This window comes from Cryobacterium zhongshanensis (assembly GCF_022760445.1).
Taxonomy (GTDB): domain Bacteria; phylum Actinomycetota; class Actinomycetes; order Actinomycetales; family Microbacteriaceae; genus Cryobacterium; species Cryobacterium algoricola.
The window spans coordinates 192573-206918 of record NZ_JALGAR010000006.1; the positions used below are offsets into that span (position 1 = coordinate 192573).

At 63.7% G+C, this 14346-nt stretch carries 23 protein-coding genes; 6 read left to right on the top strand and 17 right to left on the bottom strand.

Going from position 1 to position 14346, the window contains the following annotated elements:
- Positions 1-30: 30 nt before the first annotated feature.
- From MQH31_RS18295 to MQH31_RS18340, 10 genes are all read right to left on the bottom strand, one after another.
- Positions 31-384, bottom strand: a complete 354-nt coding sequence (locus MQH31_RS18295) for a hypothetical protein (RefSeq protein ID WP_243013251.1) — start codon at positions 382-384, stop codon at positions 31-33.
- Between the two features lie 2 nt (positions 385-386).
- Positions 387-752 (bottom strand): hypothetical protein, encoded by a 366-nt coding sequence (locus MQH31_RS18300; protein ID WP_243013252.1) that lies wholly within the window; start codon positions 750-752, stop codon positions 387-389.
- A 224-nt stretch (positions 753-976) separates the two neighbouring features.
- Complete coding sequence (locus tag MQH31_RS18305; protein WP_243013253.1) at positions 977-1237, bottom strand: hypothetical protein; 261 nt, start codon at positions 1235-1237, stop codon at positions 977-979.
- A 4-nt stretch (positions 1238-1241) separates the two neighbouring features.
- Positions 1242-2153: a hypothetical protein gene (locus MQH31_RS18310; RefSeq protein ID WP_243013254.1), complete on the bottom strand. Its 912-nt coding sequence runs from the start codon at positions 2151-2153 to the stop codon at positions 1242-1244.
- 129 nt (positions 2154-2282) lie between these two features.
- Entirely contained in the window at positions 2283-2846 is a 564-nt protein-coding gene (locus MQH31_RS18315) for a hypothetical protein (RefSeq protein WP_243013255.1), read from the bottom strand.
- A gap of 58 nt (positions 2847-2904) precedes the next feature.
- Positions 2905-3258, bottom strand: coding sequence for a hypothetical protein (locus MQH31_RS18320; RefSeq protein WP_243013256.1), 354 nt, complete (start codon positions 3256-3258; stop codon positions 2905-2907).
- Between the two features lie 124 nt (positions 3259-3382).
- A complete protein-coding gene (locus MQH31_RS18325; RefSeq protein WP_243013257.1) occupies positions 3383-3655 on the bottom strand; it encodes a hypothetical protein in 273 nt (90 codons plus the stop codon).
- A 56-nt stretch (positions 3656-3711) separates the two neighbouring features.
- Positions 3712-4533, bottom strand: a complete 822-nt coding sequence (locus tag MQH31_RS18330) for a DNA polymerase beta superfamily protein (protein ID WP_243013258.1) — start codon at positions 4531-4533, stop codon at positions 3712-3714.
- A 108-nt stretch (positions 4534-4641) separates the two neighbouring features.
- A complete protein-coding gene (locus tag MQH31_RS18335; RefSeq protein ID WP_243013259.1) occupies positions 4642-4893 on the bottom strand; it encodes a hypothetical protein in 252 nt (83 codons plus the stop codon).
- Positions 4893-5225: a hypothetical protein gene (locus MQH31_RS18340; protein ID WP_243013260.1), complete on the bottom strand. Its 333-nt coding sequence runs from the start codon at positions 5223-5225 to the stop codon at positions 4893-4895. The genes MQH31_RS18335 and MQH31_RS18340 overlap by 1 nt, the downstream gene beginning before the upstream one ends.
- A gap of 237 nt (positions 5226-5462) precedes the next feature.
- Here MQH31_RS18340 and MQH31_RS18345 point away from each other — a divergent pair, with 237 nt between their 5' ends.
- Positions 5463-5984 carry a single-stranded DNA-binding protein gene (locus tag MQH31_RS18345; protein WP_243013261.1) on the top strand — a complete coding sequence of 174 codons (522 nt, stop codon included), beginning with the start codon at positions 5463-5465 and terminating at the stop codon, positions 5982-5984.
- Positions 5985-6031: 47 nt separating this feature from the next.
- Here MQH31_RS18345 and MQH31_RS18350 read toward each other — a convergent pair whose 3' ends face one another.
- The 7 genes from MQH31_RS18350 to MQH31_RS18380 form a co-directional block, all read right to left on the bottom strand.
- Positions 6032-6400, bottom strand: coding sequence for a hypothetical protein (locus MQH31_RS18350; protein ID WP_243013262.1), 369 nt, complete (start codon positions 6398-6400; stop codon positions 6032-6034).
- Between the two features lie 252 nt (positions 6401-6652).
- Positions 6653-7027, bottom strand: a complete 375-nt coding sequence (locus tag MQH31_RS18355; RefSeq protein ID WP_243013263.1) for a hypothetical protein — start codon at positions 7025-7027, stop codon at positions 6653-6655.
- A 53-nt stretch (positions 7028-7080) separates the two neighbouring features.
- Positions 7081-7392 carry a hypothetical protein gene (locus tag MQH31_RS18360; RefSeq protein WP_243013264.1) on the bottom strand — a complete coding sequence of 104 codons (312 nt, stop codon included), beginning with the start codon at positions 7390-7392 and terminating at the stop codon, positions 7081-7083.
- Positions 7389-7712: a hypothetical protein gene (locus tag MQH31_RS18365; RefSeq protein ID WP_243013265.1), complete on the bottom strand. Its 324-nt coding sequence runs from the start codon at positions 7710-7712 to the stop codon at positions 7389-7391. The genes MQH31_RS18360 and MQH31_RS18365 overlap by 4 nt, the downstream gene beginning before the upstream one ends.
- Before the next feature lie 45 nt (positions 7713-7757).
- Positions 7758-8048: a hypothetical protein gene (locus tag MQH31_RS18370; protein WP_243013266.1), complete on the bottom strand. Its 291-nt coding sequence runs from the start codon at positions 8046-8048 to the stop codon at positions 7758-7760.
- Between the two features lie 46 nt (positions 8049-8094).
- Positions 8095-8472, bottom strand: coding sequence for a hypothetical protein (locus MQH31_RS18375; protein ID WP_243013267.1), 378 nt, complete (start codon positions 8470-8472; stop codon positions 8095-8097).
- A gap of 189 nt (positions 8473-8661) precedes the next feature.
- Complete coding sequence (locus MQH31_RS18380; protein WP_243013268.1) at positions 8662-8955, bottom strand: helix-turn-helix transcriptional regulator; 294 nt, start codon at positions 8953-8955, stop codon at positions 8662-8664.
- Positions 8956-9674: 719 nt separating this feature from the next.
- Here MQH31_RS18380 and MQH31_RS18385 point away from each other — a divergent pair.
- From MQH31_RS18385 to MQH31_RS18405, 5 genes are all read left to right on the top strand, one after another.
- A complete protein-coding gene (locus MQH31_RS18385) occupies positions 9675-10778 on the top strand; it encodes a GspE/PulE family protein (RefSeq protein ID WP_243013269.1) in 1104 nt (367 codons plus the stop codon).
- Positions 10771-11886 carry a type IV pilus twitching motility protein PilT gene (locus MQH31_RS18390; RefSeq protein WP_243013270.1) on the top strand — a complete coding sequence of 372 codons (1116 nt, stop codon included), beginning with the start codon at positions 10771-10773 and terminating at the stop codon, positions 11884-11886. Before MQH31_RS18385 ends, MQH31_RS18390 begins: the two co-directional genes overlap by 8 nt.
- Positions 11887-11944: 58 nt before the next feature.
- Positions 11945-13438, top strand: coding sequence for a type II secretion system F family protein (locus tag MQH31_RS18395; protein ID WP_243013271.1), 1494 nt, complete (start codon positions 11945-11947; stop codon positions 13436-13438).
- Entirely contained in the window at positions 13438-13929 is a 492-nt protein-coding gene (locus MQH31_RS18400) for a prepilin peptidase (protein WP_243013272.1), read from the top strand. The genes MQH31_RS18395 and MQH31_RS18400 overlap by 1 nt, the downstream gene beginning before the upstream one ends.
- Positions 13930-14134: 205 nt before the next feature.
- Positions 14135-14346 (top strand): hypothetical protein (locus MQH31_RS18405; protein WP_243013273.1); only part of this gene is annotated, 212 nt, incomplete at its 3' end.

A 14346-nucleotide genomic window follows, 5' to 3' on the forward strand; every position in this document is an offset into this window, starting at 1 on the left:
ACTCGGGTGATTGGGATGGGATATAGCAGGTCAGAGCAGTCGGGCAACGAGAGCCTGGAGCCGGAACATGCCGACTTTCACCTCTTGACCCGTGAGTTCCACGATTCCGACGCCGGCCAGCGCGGCGGGCGCGCCCCGCAGATCGGTCCAGTTGCGCAGCAGCACTTCGTCCGATCCCAGAGCAGCGTGCTCGCTGGGTGCCTCGGCGACGAGGACAGTGAGCGTCACCGGTTCGAGAGAGTCATCATCGAAGACGACGAGGTTCTTGGACGGGATGAAGTACTCGAGGCGGCCGGTCAGGCTCTTGCCGTTGGCGAGCTGGAGCGTGATGCCCGGGTCGATGATCCGAGAATTCGGGCTGGAGGGCGTCAACTTCTCCACCATCGTTACACCGCCGCCAGCTCGGCAACGGGCGCAGCAACTGCAGCGGCGGCTCCCATGGGGAGCACGCGCACCTCGTAGGCCCGCGACTTGAACGGTCCGACGATCAGCTCGCGCACGATCTCGATGACGCCGGCGGCGACCAGCGATGCCGCCAGGCCTTCGTTCTCGCTCCAGTCGGTGATGAAGACGGTGGTGCCGTCCTCGGCCGGGAAGTAGCCGTAGGCGTCGAGGCGCTTGCTGATGACCTCGTCCGGCTCCATCGGGTCAGACATGACCAGGATCTGGCGTTCGGGGTCGTGCAGGATGGTGCCCTCTGTGCGGTACGAACCGAACGAAACAGCGACATCTGTCTTGAGGATGGTGAGCATGGTGAACCTCTTCTGGATTGTGTGAATCGGGCTGTCTGATTCCGCGGGATCGCGGGATGCTTGGGGACGAGTCATCTTTCTCGTCGCAAGTCACCCCGCTGCGACTGTGTCGCAGGGCTCTTGGCTGTTCGCTTGAAGGGCGCCAGTACCGCTCAGAGACGCAGCTCGTCGACGACCAGCGCCAGCTCGTCCAACGAGCAGCGCACACGCCCGTCGGAGTGTCCCTAGTCGACCAGGACCCCGTTGTCGTCTTCGGTGCACCGAGAGTGCGCTACGACTCGACCGATGGAGTCGACCGGCGGCCTTTCGGTGAGGTGTTCATGTGGCAAAGCAACGGGCGCAACAGCCGGCACCTCGGTGAGTTTCGGCTTCGGCATCCTGAGCTTGGTGAAGGGCGCGGCCAGAAAGGACTGGACGGCGATCGCACGCGCGTGCATCTTCTGCTGGTGGCTTCGATCGGGGTAGAAAACTGTTCGTTTGGGCATGGGTTCAGTCCTTCGATTTGGTGATGTCGATGCCGGTCCGGCGCTTGATGTCGGCGACAGCGTTCATGTACGAACGGTTGTCGCTCGGCGAGCCGGGCACCGAGATGCGTACGTCGGGATGCAGCGGGTGCACGGTGAGGTGGTGACCCTTGCCACCGAGTTCAGTGGTGAAGCCGTGCGCTGTCAGTGCTGTGAGGAATTCCTTCCAGTTGGAGGGGATCCTTCGACCGGCGCCGCCACTGTGCGCCTTTCGGAGCGCGGGCGACTTGGTCGAGAACGGTGCATCCGTGTAGCTGGCGCTTCCGACGGCGGCGGGCGCGTGGCGCTTGATGATCGAGATGACGCACTCTTCGTCCTCGTCGACCATGATCAGCAGCCCCTCACCGAAGTGGTTCGTGGCCGTTCCCGATTGGGACGGCGTTGTCACGTGGGGCTCTTCCAGAATCCTGACGATGTCGTCTCTCCTGAGCTCGAGCTCGTGGAACTGATCGCGGGCCAGGTTCGTGAAACGCCAGGGCCCGGAGGTCGCGGCCATCTCCTGACCCTCGTGAGCGCTCAGGAGCACGACCTTGGACGGACGGGGCACGGGCTTCGTTGGAGTGGGGATGGCCCCCACAGCAATCGCAGGGTCCGCGAGGCTCTCGCACGCCGGCGTCTCGGCGATGGCCACAGCGGGCGCTTGGCACTCAGCGTCGAACGCATCCGACACGAGCAGCAACGCCGCGTCGGAGCGCGCCGTAAGCAGAACCGAGTAGGTGAAGCCCTCGACCATCTCGCGGCAGGGCGCGTTCTCCCATTCGACGATGCCGCTGCCTGCAATCTGGCTGCAGCGGTGGCAGTGCTTCGGCCCGAGGTCGGGAACGCAATCGCAAGAGAAATGGGGCGGCAGTAGCTGCGCGCTTGGTGTCTCAGTCATGAGAGGGATCTCGATTCTGGTGGGGACGCGAAAGGGTGGAATGAAATGGTTCAGGAGAGCGAACGAAGGCCCGCGGGAAGAGATCGCGTGTGCGCGTCTCCCGGCGGGCCTTCGTTGCTGCAGGTGGTGTCAGAGCTGGGCGTCGACAGCGGACACGTCTTGATCGACGGCCGGACGGATTATCAGCAGGCCCGCCGGCTCGTTGATGTCACGGTCGGGCTCGCTGAAGAGCAGCTCAGCGACACCGTCGTAGCCCATCTCAACGTAGTAGCCCGTCGTGTCGTACAGCCGAACCCGGCGCACGCGATAGACGGTGTCGAAGACGTCGCTTTCGGGTTCGAGCCAGGCCTGCTCGTCCACGCTGGCTACCCAGTCGGTCGGGAACTCATAGACCACGAGACCCCCGCGGTGACTGGAGACCCAGCGCGACCGGACGAGCACGCTCTGGGCGACGCGGCCCAGCAGGTGCTCGTCGGAGGAGTAGCCGCAGGTGACGGTTTCCACCTTGATGATGGGGTGCCCGAAACTGTTGAGCGACGGCTCATGGATCACGACGCCGCCGTAGATGCACGCGTCGTCGAGCCACTGCAGGAACGCCGCAAGGGTTCCGGTGAAACCCGTCTCGCTGGCAAGCTCGGCGCGGTCCTTGATCTCGGGCATGAGGTCGGTTTCGATGCGGATGTCAGTGTCCATGATCGGAGCTCGCTTTCTGGGCGTGAGGTGACGCTGGTGATCGGGGGAGGGGTGCAGCTCAGCGAGCAATCGACTCGTCGAGGAAGAAGCGGTTGGCCACGAGCTCGGCCGCGAGGAAGTCGCGGAAGTGGAATCCGGGCTCCTGGCACTTGTAGGCGCCGGCGAACCAGAGGTCGTGCGCGCTGACGTGGAGGTGCATGATGTCGATCTGGTCCGTCAGGGGGTCACCCGAGCGGGATATTCCCGCTGCGAGGACGGCGCGAGCGACGTTGGCGGCGAAGTGGCCGGACATCGTTGATCCACGAGTCTCGAACTCGGTCTGATAGGCCGTGACGATGGTCGCCAGGACGCGCGCGTCGTAGTCCGCGACACGGGAGGCCTCGGTGGGCGCAGTGGATACGGGGCTGGTCATGAGGGTGTCTCCTGGTTCAGGTGTGGGCACGAAAGGAATCTGGGCGGAAAAATGGGTCGACAAAGGCCCGCTGGAAGCAGGTGTTGCAGTGACTTCCAGCGGGTCATGGGGTATTCAGGTGACGCTAGAGGCGCATCCAGGTCTGGCGGTCGGCCTCAGAGACGTGCCCTGTATCAGCCGGCCCCAGATAGAACCGAGCCGGCGTTTTGATGCCGCCGTAGAAGGCCGTCTTGTCGGCCGTGTGGTGAGCCGTCTTGGGACCTGCCGAGTCCGAGTACGGGTGTGCACGGTCCCTGACGCAGGGCTCGCCGTTCGGGTCCTTGGCGCGGCAGAGCATCGGCTCGGGCGTCACGGCGTCCGGTTCGCCGGCGGCCGCGGCAGGAGTGGCGGGATTCATGAGGCTCGTTTCCTTCTGCATTCAGGTGCGCGTATTCGGGTGACGATACAGGCTCGTCAGCGGCCGAGGTGCTCGTTGCGAACCTGCCGAAGCAGGTCGTTGAGGAACCCGAAGTCGACCGAGTCGGGGAGGCTCGAATCTTGGGTCTCGGTCATCAGCTCGTTCTCGAGCTTCTCGGAGAGAGTGAGCACGTCGGCGAGGGTGAGTTCGCCGCGGCGGATCTCCAGCAACAGCTCGGTCTGCTCGGGCTTCATTGGCAGGTGATACGCGTGCTCGCGGACCAGGTCAAGACCGGCCATCAGCAGCCGGATCAGGTGCGAGGCATACTTCGAGTCGAAACCGTGAAGATTTTTCAGCTCCGGACGGTTCGTGCGTTTGTTCGTGAGGCCAAGCAGAGCGTCGCGCTGTGCACGGGCGTATCCCGCGTGACGGAACCCGGCGTGCTTGGACACGAACGCGTCCCGGTGGGCGAGCAGCAGCTCGGCGGCAGGCGACGTCATGACTCCGAGGTCGCTGCTCGTGTCCACCCAGAGCGTGCTCAGCACGGACGGGTTACCTGCAGCGGCGAGCGACACGTACTTCCGCAGCGGATGCAGGAGGAATTCGATGTCGTCGGCATGGCTGCGCGGCTTGTTCGATACACCCATGCGGACCAGTTCGCCGTCGGCGTGGAGCCGGTAGCTCTGCGTTTCGGCAACTTCGAGGCCATACAGCTGGCGGTCGTGTTCGACGTAGATGCCGAGCAGGTCATGGTCGGACTCCACCGTCGCTGCACCGTAAGCGCGGGAACCGAATTCCACCAGCATGAGCACGTTGAGGTCGGTGGACTCGACGGCGGCGCGAAGGCTGGGTGCCTGGGTCTGGGTCTGGGATGACATAGCTGTGCTTCCTTCTTGGTCGAGAATGACGCGGCGGATTCGCTGCGAGGTGGGCCGCCGGCTCTCGTTGAGGTAGCCGGCGGCCGTTCGGTGGATCGTGATCGTGCGTCAGGGGTCCACGTCATCGGGATCACCGGTCGGTTCGGGAGGTGGGTTGCGCTGGACCAGATCCACGACGCAGCGCCCGCCAACGACGATGACGGCCGTGATTATCCAGCTCGCCGTTGCGGGCAGTTCGATCTGGAGGAAGAACGAAGCACCGGCCTTTATCAGGCTCAGCGTCACGCCCGTGAACACCCCCATGATCCAGGTCTCCCGCCAGTCTTTGCTGGCGAAATAGCGCCGGAGGAGTGCGCGCATCAGATGAACGATCCGGGCCTGGGCGTCGGAATCAGCTTCAGCGTGCGCCCGTCATCCTGGACCTCGGCGACGCATCCGTTGCTGTAGAGCGCGCCGCGGTCGTAAAGCCGGCCCGCGCCCTGGGTCACGATGACAACGCGGCTGACATCGACGAGGTCAACAGCTCGCTCGGCCAGGGCCTTCACGGTGTCGAGCAGCGCCTGGTAGCGATCGGCCTTCTCGGGGTGACCGTCTTCCTGGGACACAGCAACGTTGGCGGCGAGGAAAGAAACGAGTTCAAGAACCTCAGCCTTGGTCGGCATGGGGAGTGCAGGTGGGCGGACGGGGCTCATGGCCATGTCTCCTTTTTCTCTGATATTCGTGCAGAATGGGGTAGGCAGTTGTGCGGGGTGGGTCAGCGCAGCAGCCTCGGCGGGGCGTCGTTTGTGGCATCCGGTCTCAGTACCCAGAGATCCCACGCACCCTGCAACGCGGAATCGTTCGCGCCGTCTGTGCCGCCTCGTGTGGCCCCTCGTCAGCACGCCGAAATCACATACGAACCGCGGCTCGACCGCACGGAAAGGAATCCAATGGCAGGCGAAACGGTAATCACAGTGGTGGGCAACCTCACCAGCGATCCAGAACTCCGCTACACCCAAGGCGGTCTGGCGGTGGCGAACTTCACCATCGCGTCGACCCCTCGCAACTTCGACCGGGCAGCCAACGAGTGGAAGGACGGCGACGCGCTGTTCCTCCGCGCGAGCGTCTGGCGCGAATTCGCCGAGCACGTCGCCGGCTCTCTCACGAAGGGCGCGCGGGTCGTCGCAACCGGACGACTGAAGCAGCGTTCGTACGAGACGAAGGAAGGCGAGAAGCGCACGAGCTTCGAGCTGGAAATCGACGACATCGGCCCGTCGCTGAAGTACGCCACGGCATCGCTGACGCGCGCGGCCAGCAGCAACAGTCACGGCGGACAGCAGCCGTCTCAGGGCGGTGCTCAGAACGGTTGGGCAACCACAGCCCCCGGCGGAGCACCGGCATCCGTGAGCGCAGGCGCCGGCGGAGACGTGTGGAATACCCCGGGCAACTTCAGCGATGAGACGCCTTTCTAAGACGCAAAGCGCGCAGTCACGCGAGCTCATGAATCAGCTCGCGTGACTCAGCTCAGCCGGTGAGGCAGGTGGCCCTCGGGGCAACCGGTCTTGGCGAAGATGTCCCAGGCCCCCTGCACGGAGAATCCTGACGTGCGGGGGTGCACGGGGCTGTGCAGTTCCAGCAGCATCTGTGCGTAGAGGCTCCCGAACGCCCACGCGGTATCCGTGGTGGACGGTTGAGCCGGCCGGATACCCAGGTCAGGGATCTTGCTCAGCGAGACGATCGCGGGGTGTCCCTGGTCCAAGCGGCCCCAGGCATAGCCGAAACCGACGGCGTCATTGCGGACGTAGGTGGTCTTCTGCTGTTCGGTCAAGGCTTTGTACGCGGGGGTGTTCGAGAAGGCGGTGGCCTCTCTCAGAAGTGTTTCGGTCATGGCGTGCTCTCCTCTGTGTTCAGTGTTGGTGGTCGTGATTCAGCGGTCGTGATCATGCGAAATGCTGGTGAGACCAGCGGCTGCCGGGGTGGCTCAGGGTCGACGAAAGGGCCAGCAGCATCGCCACTGGCCCTTCACTTCTTCCGTCACCACCCTTCGGCGCCAGCACTGGCAACACCCAGATCGAACAAGGTCTGCACGATGGGTCTCCGATATGGACCCGAAGGGCGTGCTCTCAGCGCGGCGTGCGGGTTACGCAGCCAGCCACGACATCTTCGGCACCAGGTGGCGGTGACGAGGGTCCAGTCGGTCGACGGTGGCGATCTGCCTGACGGGATCGTTGCTCGGGTTCAGACGCATATTGATGGCTGCGAGCAGGTGAGACATCTCCTGCTCCGAGGCGACGCGCACGGTCGCGCGCGCGCTGACACCGTCGTTGTACATGCCGGCGACGAGCCCGCGCGGCCGGTAGCCGAGGTCGGAGAAGAGCGATCGCATACGGATGTAGTGCATCTGTATTTCGTCCTCGATCTGAGCGTCGGACGCCGTGTGGAGCCCCTCGAGGGGCTCCAGGGTGAGGACGGTGTACTTGGTCGAGCGGTAGCGCTTGATGATGTTTTTCAGCACGGTGTGCTCCTGACTGAGTCGGTTTGGGCGGTTCGGTGGGGTTGGAGTCGTGGTTAGACCAGGACTTTGGCGGTGACGACCGTGTTGTGGAACACGCTGTCGTGGACTTTGGTGACGACGCGGATGACGCCGGCGCGGACCAGGTCCTCGACGATGCGTGGCATCTCGTCGCCGACCGTAATGACGATGTGCCCGGCAGGGGCCTCGGGCATGACCCGGTAGACCTCTCCGTTGCTGTAGACCGCGAGCGTCGCCTTGGTATCGGGATCCTCGACGCGCAGTCGGTTCATCGCCGCGTCCCATTCGACGACGAGGCTGAGCGGCCGTGTCACGGCGGTCTGGAACGGGATGATTTGTGTGGTCATCGTTGCACCCTTCCGGCGCGCACGGCGAGGGCCAGTGCGGACACCATGATGATGTGGGGGAAGCCCCAGTTCTCGTCTTCGGGGAACTCTGTGCCCGCGTCGGTCTCGACGAGGATGGCTCCGCCGTTGATCTGGTGGAAGTCGGGGCTCGCGTTCATCTCGCTCGGGTGGACTGCCCCGAACGGGCGGCGCCACGACTCCGTTTTGTAGTACCTACCGCTGGGGGCGAACAGGGTGACGGTCGCGGTGCGCGGAAAGTCCTTTTCGAGCCGCAGCGGCGCGTTGGCTGAGGCAGTTGCGGGTGAGGTGGCGGTGGTCATGAGGTGACTCGCTTTCTTGAACGGGGGTGTGCGCCGCGAACGGCGTCAGAGGACGTGCTGAGAATTTGCGAGGCGCGCACCCGCGAAGACGCCCGCGCGGAACGCAGCTCGTTCATCGGTTTCGCCGCCGCCGAGGGCGTCGAACGCGGCCCACTCGGCGTCGATTGCCATCTCGTCGAACTCGGGGGCACGGGGCGCCGCGAACTGCTTGATGTCGATGACGGCCTGTGCCTGCTCTTCCCTCAGGTCAGAGCGCGCCATCACGGACGTGACGGCTTCGGCGTAGGTCATGCCCGAGATCTGCGAGTAGGACGCGGGGTCGATTCTGTATTCCATGAGGGGTTGGCTCCTGAGATCGGGGTATGGCGAGAAGTGCGTGCAGTTAGACGGTGAGCGCCAGCGTGCGCTGCGTACCGCGGACCAGCTGGGCAGCAGGGACGCTGAGGCGGTGGCCGCCGACCGGGTAGCTCGGGTGGTCGGAGGCGACCACGAGGCAGGTCCACCAGCCGGTGTGGCGCTTGCGGGGGAGCTCGTCCCGGTCGGCGATCTCTTCGGCGCTCAGCTTGACCGGCTCGAACGGCACGACGATCACTGTGTAAGTGTCGTCAGGGTGCATCCGCGGCATCTGGATGATGAGGTCCTGGAGGTAGCTGTCGATGTTCACCGGCAGCGTCGACAGCGTGTGGTTGATCGAGCTGACAGGAGACTGGGCCAGGCGGGCAGCTTCGGCCTCGGGGGCCTCGAAGAGGTTCATGAACATGGCGTGCTCCTTCAGTGAGTGGCGCGGGATGAAACGCGAGGGGTCACGAGAGGATGACCCCCACTGCAGAGGCAGTTGGGGGTCTTCGGAGTCTCGCGACAGAGGTTGGAGGAAGAGGTCTTTTCTTCTCACGGAGATACCCGGCTGCGATGAGTCGCAGCACTCTGTGGTTGATTGCTGTTTCGTTGCTCAGCCGGCCAGTCGTGCCAGATCGGCCCGATAGGCGGCCTCGTACCGGAGCAGGGCGTCGACGGGTATGCCCACGACCCGTTCCAGGCGGTGTGCCGTTTCGCGGGTGACGGGTACGCGCCCGGTGATGATCTCGTCGAGCTGATCGCCGCTGAAGCCAAGCCGCTCGGCGATGGGCTGCGGGGAGGGCGCTTGCTCGCTGATCCACTCCGCCAGGAACTCACCTGGGGCGACGGCATAGTCGGTCAGGTGCGGTGTCTCGTCGACGACGAGGGTTTTGGGGGTCTTAGACATGACAGAGGCGCTCGCTTTCGGATGCGGTGACGTAGGGGTGAACAGGGCTGTGTGCGGGCGACGTGATGGACGCGATGACGCGCGCGATGACGCGCGACACGACAGCAGGTGCAGTGTCGAGAGACGTCTCGATGAAGCCCCCGGGGGCAGCTCTGCTGCAACGGCTTGTTCTTGATTTGCAGCGCTGCCGCACACGGGAACCCGGTGCGGGCGATGTGCTTTGCCAGTGCATTTCTGCCCCGGTTGTCGGGAGGCTGGCGCGATGCCGGAACGCAGTGGCGGACCCGTCGCAATTTGGCAAAACGGCCCCGAATACTCCCCTTCGGGGGTCATGGCGAAAAGCGCATAATTGCACATTTACGAGTAAATAACGATACGATTGGGGGTGCAGAGACACCTCCATGTCGATGCGCAAGTGCCACGCAGAAAGACCCATTTACATTCGCAGAAAGGCCACAATGAGCAACGACATCGCTCAGCCGAAGAGAAGGGCGCTCTTCCCGAGCGCGGCTTCTTCGGAGAGGGATCGCCCGGCGTCCGCAACGACCCCGACCGCCTCGCCTGCGACCCGCCCGTCAGCGCGCACCGCGCCAGCACCTAGCTTCGGCGCTCCGTTTGCACCGTCCACACCGTCTCTTTCGCCAAACGCTGCTCGACCGCTGGGAAGCCTGTCACCAGAGCGAATTCCCGCTGCGGCCCCCAGGGTTCACGCCGCACCCATGCACGCCGAACTGGTCACGCCCCTGAGCGAGGTCATCACCCGGCGCGATGCACTCGATTTCTCAGACGTATTTCGTGACCTGGTCGCACACGGCGTCTCCGACGTGCACATGATGATGTCGGGCTCGGATGGCCGACTCAGGCTTGAAGCCCGGGTCGACGGCAAAAAACAGCTTGTCCACGAGTATGAAGGCGTCGAAGCCAAGAAGATCATCACGCTCCTCAAAACGCGGGCGAAGATGGCGACCGACGTGAACAAGGTCCCCGAGGACGGTAGCTACGCGTTGCCCATCGACGGTTTTCCCTACCGTGCCCGCGCCGTGCGACTTCCACTCTTCGACGGTGGGGAGCATCTCGTATTCCGCTTGCCGCAAACCGGCCGGCTGCGCACGCTGGACGAGCTGGGCTTCACGGCGAAGAACCTCACCGCCACGAAGGAGCTCCTAGACATCCCCGGCGGCATGACACTCTTCGCCGGTCCGACCGGTGAGGGCAAGAGCACCACGTCACAGAGTTCGCTGATGTATCTGCGTGACCAGGACAACGGCGTCATCATCACGCTGGAAGACCCGGTGGAACGCGTCATGCCGGGCGTCTCCCAGATGGAGGTGCAGGAGGAAGTGGAGGGCGCTGGATTCGGCGACATGATGCGGTTCCTCGTGCGCTCGGACGCCAACGTGCTCTTCGTGGGTGAGATCCGCGACCGCGCGACGGCCACGGCCGCCGTGGAGATCGCCAAGTCCGGCCGCCGTGTGATCGCCACGATTCACGCCACCGACAACGTGAGTGCGTTCCTCCGGCTGATCAGCATGGTTGACGACACGCCCCTGTCGGTATTGGAATCCGTCAACGGGGTCGTCTCCCAGCGTTTGGTGCCGCGGCTGATCCCCGGCACGAACCGGTTCTCCGGTCGATACCCGATCCACGAGGTCACGGCCAACTCGGATGAGCTGACCGATGCGCTGATCGAAAGCACGTCACGCACGCACATCCGGTCTGCCGCAGCAGCCACATCGACAACGTTCAAGGAAACGGTCGCCGAACTCGTTTCCGATGGAATCACAACACTCGAAGAGGTACGCAAGGTGGTACGCAATGTCTAACGCACTGAGCACGATTTCCGAGATGCTCGATCAGTACGGCGACTTCAAGTCCTCGGACATTCAGCTCACCTCGAATCGTGGGGCCTACTACGTCAAGGACAAGGCAACCCGCAAGATCAAGAACTTTCCCTTCAAGGGTGACGAACTGATCCAGAGCCTCATTGACAACGTCATCGTCGGAGGCATGGCAAAGATCAACGAGCACGGTCAGGCGGATGCTTCGTTCGACCAGGGAGGCAGCTACCGCGGCCGCCTGACGATCCGCAAGGAGCTCGGCGGGCTGTCAGGCACCATGCGGATCATCTCGCGCGACATCCCCACGACGAAGCAGCTGGGACTGCCGAGCCCGGTGGTGAACCTGATCGGACGCCCGTCTGGTCTCGTTCTGCTCGTGGGCCAGACGGGCTCGGGCAAGAGCACGACCATCGCGGCGCTGAACAACCTCGTGAACATGACGCAGGAGACCTCCATCTACACGCTCGAGGCTCCCATCGAGTACGTGTACCCGGAGGGCAAGAGCCTCGTGGTGCAGCGTGAGATCGGCGTTCACGTCGGCTCGTTTGCAGAGGGTGTCGAGAACGCCAAGCGTTCACACCCGCGCATCATCGTCGTCGGTGAGATCCTGAACACCGCGACGGCTCGCTCCGCACTGCTGGCCGCGTCTTCGGGTCACCTCGTTGTGAGCACGATGCACGCCGGTACGGCTGCAGAAGCCGTCGACTCGTTCGTGTCCATGTTCACGCCAGAGGAACAGGGCCTGGTTCGGACACAGCTGGCCCAGAGCCTGTTGGGCATCGTGGCGCAGAACCTGATCGCCAAGCCGGGCGGTGGCATGGCTCTGGCCCAGGAGATCGCCTTCAACACACCGACCTTCGCCGAGCTGTTGCGCGGTTCCGGCAACCGCAGCAACGACACCAAGTACATCCAGCAGCTGCTCCTGAGCACCGCGGGCAAAGCCGACGGCATGATCTCGATGGAGGAGGCCTTGGCCACCCTCGTTCGGAAAGAGGAGATCACGCTCGAGTCGGGTTACTCAACAGCTCGCGACCGCCATGCCTTCGAGGAGAAGCTCACGCTCGTGGGTGTCCGTGTGCCCAGCGCAGCATAGCCATAGCCACAGCAGCACGGCCAATCATTTTTTGCACTTGATCGCAGGGGGAACAGCAATGAGCAACACTTTCACACTGGCCGATGACACGGCCGAGGCGGGCGGGGTCAACACGGATACCTCGCCTGACACCGGCGCCGCTGCGCCGGTCACAGGGTGGCAGCCGAGCGCGAACGCTACGTTCTTGGTGGGAGCACCGGGCGCGATCAGCACGCCGGCGAACAAGAAGCCGGCTGCCCGGAAGGCGGCCAAGGCAGTCAAGCCGGCCAAGAAGTCCAAGGCCAAGGCGCCGGTCGATGAACAGGGTATTGCTGCACCGGTGAAGATGCTTCCCGAGCCGAAACCGCCGAAGAAGCTCAGCAAGAAGGAGCAGAGGAAGGCCGACAAGGCGCTTCTGCTGAAGGAGCGCACAGCCGACGCCGCGGCCATGCGCATCAACGGCACGGACGACGACAACATCGTGATCCCGAAGAAGCCGTTCCTGACGGTCTTCAACGGAAAGCGGGCCCGGCCGGACGAGGTCGCGGAGACCCTCACTGACCTGGCCTCCATGCTCGAGAACGGGCAGTCCGAGCGTAAGTCCGTCGAAGCGCTGGCGGAGCAGTACTCGAACTATGACATCGGCGAGGCGTACGAGCGAGTGGTCATGCTGCTGGACCGCGGCGTGACTCTCGGTGCAGCCATGGCCGACCAGGAAGACGCTTTCCCCCCGGTAGTGCGTGAGCTCATTGGCGCCGCGAAGATGCCGAAAGACATGCACCGCAACCTTCGCCAGGCCGCGATCATCATCGTTGAGGCCGACAACATCAAGTCGCAGATCAAGAACGCCCTGTTCAAGCCGGGCTTCATGGCATTCTTCCTTTTGCTCTTCACGCTGGCGTCAATCCAGTGGCTGCTGCCGATGACCACAGGCATGTTCACCGGCATCGGTGCTGCCATTCCCCCGACCACGGTGATTATCATCAGCGTCGGTTCATGGCTGAAGTGGGGCCTGCTCGCCGTCATCATCTTCATCGTGGTGTGGAAGCTCTTCTGGGCCATCATCGGCAAGAACAACGAGCGGATGGCCACCATCAGCGACACCTGGGCACTCGAGATGCCGCTGATCGGCGAGATCACCCGTATGTCCGTGGCGGCGCGCTTCTGCGACGTCCTGGCCGCGTGCCTGAACGTGGGTATGTCCGAAATCGAAGCCCTGGAGACCGCAGGGCGCGCCTGTGGCAACCGGGCACTGAAGGCTTGGGTCGACGAGCACGTCGGCCGCCAGCGCGTCGGCCTGGTCGCTTTCGGTGACGTCGCACAGACCGAGATGTTGCCGTGGAACTTCCGCAACCGCATCGAGACCACGAGCTCACTCACCCGCCGGATCGAGATTCTGTTCGAGCTGGCCGAAACGTTCCACACCAAGGCGCAGCAGCGACTGACCCGGTTCGCTGACCGCGTCGGCCCGCTCACCGAAGGTGCCGTCGTCATCGTGGTCATCCTCCTGGTGATGCTGATCATCAGCCCGATCCTGACCTTCATCCCGACGATGATCGCGACCATCGGCTGATGACTGATTTCCTGCTGGGTCTCATGATGGGCAGCCCGGAGAACGTTGTACCCACGACGACCATTTCGGTGGTCATCGTGGGCATGCTCGTGCTCGCAGCCCTGGATGTGTGGCGGCGCGAGGTCGAGGACTACGCCACCGCCGCACTCTTCGGCATCGCGGTCGTGGGCGCGGGTCTCGAGGGCGTCCACCCGCAGCAGTGGGTCGGCGCACTACTCGCAGCAGGCATTGCGTTCACGGTCTACCTCGGCCTCGGTCGGCGCGGAATCATGGGCGGCGGTGACGTGAAGCTGTCCATCGTGCCGGCCTTCGTTCTGGGCCTGAGCAACCCGATTATCGGGCTGTGGTGGATTGCCTGCGCGATCGTTCTCCACCAGACGTTCTTCGCTGTCAATACGCGGCTCCGAAAAGCGCCGCTGGCCCTCCCTCACGTCCCGGCAATGGCCCTCGCGACACTCGTCGCTTCAATCGCCTTTCCGGTGCACATCTAGGGTGCAGAAACGCGCATTTCGTTGATAAACGAGGAAAAACACCTATAGACTAACGAGCGAGCTAAGTGTTTTAAGTTCGCCAGTTACACAGCAAGCGCACACCTCAGCCGTAAGAGTCCGTCGATTTGGAAACCCAGATCGCTCTCACGCACCGAGTACCCCGCACAAAAAAGGAAGTGGCAATTTGTTCAAGGCAACCTCGGACGTGACCAACCAGGATCTCTGTGAGATTGGTGGCCCGTCCTCCACTATGGACGTCCTCCGCGGCAAGAAGGGCCTTTCCACCAGCATCTCCGAGTCTCTCGGTGCGCTCGTTATCGGCGTGCTCGTTCTGGCAGGCATCGGCGTCGCTATCGGCGCCTCGTACAACTACTCGCAGGACTCAAACGCGAAGTCCAGCCTCGAGGCCGTGAAGTC

Coding starts and splice junctions, on each gene's coding strand:
- MQH31_RS18335 (WP_243013259.1), bottom strand. CDS start 4,893: ATGCGCGCACTCCTCCGGCGCTATTTCGCCAGCAAAGACTGGCGGGAG.
- MQH31_RS18360 (WP_243013264.1), bottom strand. CDS start 7,392: ATGACCACACAAATCATCCCGTTCCAGACCGCCGTGACACGGCCGCTC.
- MQH31_RS18295 (WP_243013251.1), bottom strand. CDS start 384: ATGGTGGAGAAGTTGACGCCCTCCAGCCCGAATTCTCGGATCATCGAC.
- MQH31_RS18300 (WP_243013252.1), bottom strand. CDS start 752: ATGCTCACCATCCTCAAGACAGATGTCGCTGTTTCGTTCGGTTCGTAC.
- MQH31_RS18340 (WP_243013260.1), bottom strand. CDS start 5,225: ATGAGCCCCGTCCGCCCACCTGCACTCCCCATGCCGACCAAGGCTGAG.
- MQH31_RS18375 (WP_243013267.1), bottom strand. CDS start 8,472: ATGTTCATGAACCTCTTCGAGGCCCCCGAGGCCGAAGCTGCCCGCCTG.
- MQH31_RS18400 (WP_243013272.1), top strand. CDS start 13,438: ATGACTGATTTCCTGCTGGGTCTCATGATGGGCAGCCCGGAGAACGTT.
- MQH31_RS18320 (WP_243013256.1), bottom strand. CDS start 3,258: ATGACCAGCCCCGTATCCACTGCGCCCACCGAGGCCTCCCGTGTCGCG.
- MQH31_RS18365 (WP_243013265.1), bottom strand. CDS start 7,712: ATGACCACCGCCACCTCACCCGCAACTGCCTCAGCCAACGCGCCGCTG.
- MQH31_RS18390 (WP_243013270.1), top strand. CDS start 10,771: ATGTCTAACGCACTGAGCACGATTTCCGAGATGCTCGATCAGTACGGC.
- MQH31_RS18305 (WP_243013253.1), bottom strand. CDS start 1,237: ATGCCCAAACGAACAGTTTTCTACCCCGATCGAAGCCACCAGCAGAAG.
- MQH31_RS18315 (WP_243013255.1), bottom strand. CDS start 2,846: ATGGACACTGACATCCGCATCGAAACCGACCTCATGCCCGAGATCAAG.
- MQH31_RS18310 (WP_243013254.1), bottom strand. CDS start 2,153: ATGACTGAGACACCAAGCGCGCAGCTACTGCCGCCCCATTTCTCTTGC.
- MQH31_RS18385 (WP_243013269.1), top strand. CDS start 9,675: ATGCACGCCGAACTGGTCACGCCCCTGAGCGAGGTCATCACCCGGCGC.
- MQH31_RS18325 (WP_243013257.1), bottom strand. CDS start 3,655: ATGAATCCCGCCACTCCTGCCGCGGCCGCCGGCGAACCGGACGCCGTG.
- MQH31_RS18395 (WP_243013271.1), top strand. CDS start 11,945: ATGAGCAACACTTTCACACTGGCCGATGACACGGCCGAGGCGGGCGGG.
- MQH31_RS18370 (WP_243013266.1), bottom strand. CDS start 8,048: ATGGAATACAGAATCGACCCCGCGTCCTACTCGCAGATCTCGGGCATG.
- MQH31_RS18380 (WP_243013268.1), bottom strand. CDS start 8,955: ATGTCTAAGACCCCCAAAACCCTCGTCGTCGACGAGACACCGCACCTG.
- MQH31_RS18350 (WP_243013262.1), bottom strand. CDS start 6,400: ATGACCGAAACACTTCTGAGAGAGGCCACCGCCTTCTCGAACACCCCC.
- MQH31_RS18345 (WP_243013261.1), top strand. CDS start 5,463: ATGGCAGGCGAAACGGTAATCACAGTGGTGGGCAACCTCACCAGCGAT.
- MQH31_RS18330 (WP_243013258.1), bottom strand. CDS start 4,533: ATGTCATCCCAGACCCAGACCCAGGCACCCAGCCTTCGCGCCGCCGTC.